The sequence below is a fragment of the Rhodococcus sp. AG1013 genome, assembly GCF_003350365.1.
Taxonomy (GTDB): Bacteria; Actinomycetota; Actinomycetes; order Mycobacteriales; family Mycobacteriaceae; genus Prescottella.
The window spans coordinates 1-5,495 of the sequence record NZ_QQAT01000042.1 but is presented as its reverse complement, the minus strand read 5'-3'; the positions used below and the strand labels follow the sequence as shown (position 1 = coordinate 5,495).

Below are 5,495 nucleotides of genomic sequence, written 5' to 3'. Positions count from 1 at the left end.
GGTTAGGCTGGAACAGTTGCCCCGAAACGAGGAGCCTGAGGGTTTCGAGTGGTGGTGTGCGCGTGTTCTTTGAGAACTCAACAGTGTGTCGATGAATGTCAGTGCCAATTTTTTGGTACCTCGCATCCTTTTTGGGTGCGGGTTTGCTGATCGTTCCATTCTTCCGTCTGGGATGGTCAGCGCAACAGCTAGTTTGAGTTTATTTTGCTAGTGATTTGACTCGATGTCTATGACTGATTGCCGGTTTTGCCGGCCAATCTAGAGTCTTCAACGGAGAGTTTGATCCTGGCTCAGGACGAACGCTGGCGGCGTGCTTAACACATGCAAGTCGAGCGGTAAGGCCCTTCGGGGTACACGAGCGGCGAACGGGTGAGTAACACGTGGGTGATCTGCCCTGCACTTCGGGATAAGCCTGGGAAACTGGGTCTAATACCGGATATGAGCCTCCACTGCATGGTGGGGGTTGGAAAGGTTTACTGGTGCAGGATGGGCCCGCGGCCTATCAGCTTGTTGGTGGGGTAATGGCCTACCAAGGCGACGACGGGTAGCCGGCCTGAGAGGGCGACCGGCCACACTGGGACTGAGACACGGCCCAGACTCCTACGGGAGGCAGCAGTGGGGAATATTGCACAATGGGCGAAAGCCTGATGCAGCGACGCCGCGTGAGGGATGACGGCCTTCGGGTTGTAAACCTCTTTCAGCAGGGACGAAGCGAGAGTGACGGTACCTGCAGAAGAAGCACCGGCCAACTACGTGCCAGCAGCCGCGGTAATACGTAGGGTGCGAGCGTTGTCCGGAATTACTGGGCGTAAAGAGCTCGTAGGCGGTTTGTCGCGTCGTCTGTGAAAACCAGCAGCTCAACTGCTGGCTTGCAGGCGATACGGGCAGACTTGAGTACTGCAGGGGAGACTGGAATTCCTGGTGTAGCGGTGAAATGCGCAGATATCAGGAGGAACACCGGTGGCGAAGGCGGGTCTCTGGGCAGTAACTGACGCTGAGGAGCGAAAGCGTGGGTAGCGAACAGGATTAGATACCCTGGTAGTCCACGCCGTAAACGGTGGGCGCTAGGTGTGGGTTTCCTTCCACGGGATCCGTGCCGTAGCTAACGCATTAAGCGCCCCGCCTGGGGAGTACGGCCGCAAGGCTAAAACTCAAAGGAATTGACGGGGGCCCGCACAAGCGGCGGAGCATGTGGATTAATTCGATGCAACGCGAAGAACCTTACCTGGGTTTGACATATACCGGAAAGCCGTAGAGATACGGCCCCCCTTGTGGTCGGTATACAGGTGGTGCATGGCTGTCGTCAGCTCGTGTCGTGAGATGTTGGGTTAAGTCCCGCAACGAGCGCAACCCTTGTCCTGTGTTGCCAGCGCGTAATGGCGGGGACTCGCAGGAGACTGCCGGGGTCAACTCGGAGGAAGGTGGGGACGACGTCAAGTCATCATGCCCCTTATGTCCAGGGCTTCACACATGCTACAATGGCCGGTACAGAGGGCTGCGATACCGTGAGGTGGAGCGAATCCCTTAAAGCCGGTCTCAGTTCGGATCGGGGTCTGCAACTCGACCCCGTGAAGTCGGAGTCGCTAGTAATCGCAGATCAGCAACGCTGCGGTGAATACGTTCCCGGGCCTTGTACACACCGCCCGTCACGTCATGAAAGTCGGTAACACCCGAAGCCGGTGGCCTAACCCTTGTGGAGGGAGCCGTCGAAGGTGGGATCGGCGATTGGGACGAAGTCGTAACAAGGTAGCCGTACCGGAAGGTGCGGCTGGATCACCTCCTTTCTAAGGAGCATCTCCTTCTCGGACTCACACACAGGTGTGAGGGGAGTAAGGCAGAGGCCGTTTAGTGAACACATGTTTCACTGCGGTTGCTCATGGGTGGAACACTGACAAGCATTCTTCTTCACTACCGCTGGCCACTGTGCCGGCGGGAAGAGAGTTATATCGGCATACTGTTGGGTCCTGAGAGAACACGCGAGTGTTTTTCTCCAGGAAGAAACGATCCTGTTCGGATGTCAGGCAGACCGCGCTACTTCGGTGGTGGGCATGGTGTTGACGCGAGTTCGAGCGGGGTGTGTTGTTTGAGAACTGCACAGTGGACGCGAGCATCTTTGTTGTAAGTAATGAAGAGCGTACGGTGGATGCCTTGGCACCAGGAGCCGATGAAGGACGTAGGAGGCTGCGATAAGCCTCGGGGAGCTGTCAACCGAGCTGAGATCCGAGGATTTCCGAATGGGGAAACCCAGCCACAGTGATGTGTGGTTACCCGCGCCTGAATATATAGGGCGTGTGGAGGGAACGTGGGGAAGTGAAACATCTCAGTACCCACAGGAAGAGAAAACAATAGTGATTCCGTGAGTAGTGGCGAGCGAAAGCGGAAGAGGCTAAACCATGGATGTGTGATAGCCGGCGGGCGTTGCATTCGTGGGGTTGTGGGATCCATTTTGTCAATTCTGCCGGGTTGGCCAACAGTAAGAAATCATCGTGTTAGTCGAAGTGGTCTGGAACGGCCTGTCGTAGAGGGTGAGAATCCCGTAGACGAAAACATGGTGACTGTTGTAGTGGACACCCAAGTAGCAGCGGGCCCGTGAAATCTGCTGTGAATCTGTCGGGACCACCCGATAAGCCTGAATACTCCCTGGTGACCGATAGCGGACTAGTACCGTGAGGGAAAGGTGAAAAGTACCCCGGGAGGGGAGTGAAATAGTACCTGAAACCGTGCGCTTACAATCCGTCAGAGCCTTCGAACACTTCGGTGTTGGGGGTGATGGCGTGCCTTTTGAAGAATGAGCCTGCGAGTTAGCGGCATGTCGCGAGGTTAACCCGTGTGGGGTAGCCGTAGCGAAAGCGAGTCCGAATAGGGCGTCCGTAGTGGCATGTTCTAGACCCGAAGCGGAGTGATCTACCCATGGCCAGGGTGAAGCGACGGTAAGACGTCGTGGAGGCCCGAACCCACTTAGGTTGAAAACTGAGGGGATGAGCTGTGGGTAGGGGTGAAAGGCCAATCAAACTCCGTGATAGCTGGTTCTCCCCGAAATGCATTTAGGTGCAGCGTCGCGTGTTTCACTCTGGAGGTAGAGCTACTGGATGGCCGATGGGCCCCACAAGGTTACTGACGTCAGCCAAACTCCGAATGCCAGAGTGTGAGAGCGCGGCAGTGAGACTGCGGGGGATAAGCTTCGTAGTCGAGAGGGAAACAGCCCAGATCGCCGGCTAAGGCCCCTAAGCGTGTACTAAGTGGAAAAGGATGTGGGGTCGCGAAGACAACCAGGAGGTTGGCTTAGAAGCAGCCACCCTTGAAAGAGTGCGTAATAGCTCACTGGTCAAGTGATCCTGCGCCGACAATGTAGCGGGGCTCAAGTACACCGCCGAAGCCGCGGCATTCACATAACACCCATTTCCTCCTGCGGGGGGTTGTGCAGTGGTGTGGATGGGTAGGGGAGCGTCGTGCAGCCATGGAAGCAGCGGGGTGACCTAGTTGTGGAGGCTGCACGAGTGAGAATGCAGGCATGAGTAGCGAAAGACGAGTGAGAAACTCGTCCGCCGAATGACCAAGGGTTCCTGGGCCAGGTTAATCCGCCCAGGGTGAGTCGGGACCTAAGGCGAGGCCGACAGGCGTAGTCGATGGACAACGGGTTGATATTCCCGTACCCGTGTGAACGCGCCCCTGGTGAATCAGTGATACTAACCGTCCTGAAGCGTCCTTACTTCCCTTCGGGGAACCTGGATGTGGATGCACGGGACCTGATCTGGTAGTAGCCAAGCGATGGGGTGACGCAGGAAGGTAGCTGAGCCAGTCAGTGGTAATACTGGTGTAAGCGTGTAGGGCGTGGCCTAGGCAAATCCGGGTCACATACAGCCTGAGACGTGATGCGTAGCCGATTGAGGCGAATTCAGTGATCCTATGCTGCCGAGAAAAGCCTCTAGCGAGCTTTCACACGGCCCGTACCCCAAACCGACACAGGTGGTCAGGTAGAGAATACTAAGGCGATCGAGATAACTGTGGTTAAGGAACTCGGCAAAATGCCCCCGTAACTTCGGGAGAAGGGGGGCCTCGTCTGGTGATCCAACTTGCTTGGTGAGCTGGGTGGGGCCGCAGAGACCAGAGAGAAGCGACTGTTTACTAAAAACACAGGTCCGTGCGAAGTCGTAAGACGATGTATACGGACTGACGCCTGCCCGGTGCTGGAAGGTTAAGAGGACCGGTTAGCCAGCAATGGCGAAGCTGAGAATTTAAGCCCCAGTAAACGGCGGTGGTAACTATAACCATCCTAAGGTAGCGAAATTCCTTGTCGGGTAAGTTCCGACCTGCACGAATGGCGTAACGACTTCTCTGCTGTCTCAACCACAGACTCGGCGAAATTGCATTACGAGTAAAGATGCTCGTTACGCGCGGCAGGACGAAAAGACCCCGGGACCTTCACTATAGCTTGGTATTGGTGTTCGGTTCGGTTTGTGTAGGATAGGTGGGAGACTGTGAAGCGGGCACGCCAGTGTTCGTGGAGTCGTTGTTGAAATACCACTCTGATCGTATTGGACATCTAACCTCGGACCATGATCTGGTTCAGGGACAGTGCCTGGTGGGTAGTTTAACTGGGGCGGTTGCCTCCCAAAATGTAACGGAGGCGCCCAAAGGTTCCCTCAGCCTGGTTGGCAATCAGGTGTTGAGTGCAAGTGCACAAGGGAGCTTGACTGTGAGACTGACAGGTCGAGCAGGGACGAAAGTCGGGACTAGTGATCCGGCACCGGCAAGTGGAAGCGGTGTCGCTCAACGGATAAAAGGTACCCCGGGGATAACAGGCTGATCTTCCCCAAGAGTCCATATCGACGGGATGGTTTGGCACCTCGATGTCGGCTCGTCGCATCCTGGGGCTGGAGTAGGTCCCAAGGGTTGGGCTGTTCGCCCATTAAAGCGGCACGCGAGCTGGGTTTAGAACGTCGTGAGACAGTTCGGTCTCTATCCGCCGCGCGCGTTAGAAACTTGAGGAAGGCTGTCCCTAGTACGAGAGGACCGGGACGGACGAACCTCTGGTGTGCCAGTTGTTCCGCCAGGAGCACTGCTGGTTAGCTACGTTCGGAAGGGATAACCGCTGAAAGCATCTAAGCGGGAAGCCTGTTCCAAGATGAGGTTTCTCACCCCCTCGAGGGGGTAAGGCCCCCGGCAGACCACCGGGTTGATAGGCCAGAACTGGAAGCACGGTAACGTGTGGAGGTGACTGGTACTAATAGGCCGAGGACTTACCACAAAGAAGCTACGCGTCCACTGTGCGGTATCTGAAACAACACACAGATACCATTCACCCCCAACATCCCAGGTCTTTCGGCCGGCGGGTGGTTCGGGCGGGGGAGTTGAATGTGTGACAGTTTCATAGAGTTACGGCGGCCATAGCGGAGGGGAAACGCCCGGTCCCATTCCGAACCCGGAAGCTAAGCCCTCCAGCGCCGATGGTACTGCACCCGACAGGGTGTGGGAGAGTAGGACACCGCCGAACA

General features: G+C 56.4%; 3 rRNA genes. All 3 read left to right on the top strand.

Going from position 1 to position 5,495, the window contains the following annotated elements:
- The first annotated feature begins 267 nt into the window (after positions 1–267).
- A 16S ribosomal RNA gene (locus DEU38_RS27865) occupies positions 268–1,784 on the top strand.
- A gap of 332 nt (positions 1,785–2,116) precedes the next feature.
- Positions 2,117–5,248: ribosomal RNA gene (locus DEU38_RS27860) — 23S ribosomal RNA — on the top strand.
- Positions 5,249–5,377: 129 nt separating this feature from the next.
- A 5S ribosomal RNA gene (gene rrf / locus DEU38_RS27855) occupies positions 5,378–5,494 on the top strand.
- Together the 16S, 23S and 5S rRNA genes form the textbook arrangement of a ribosomal RNA operon.
- Position 5,495: the final 1 nt, after the last annotated feature.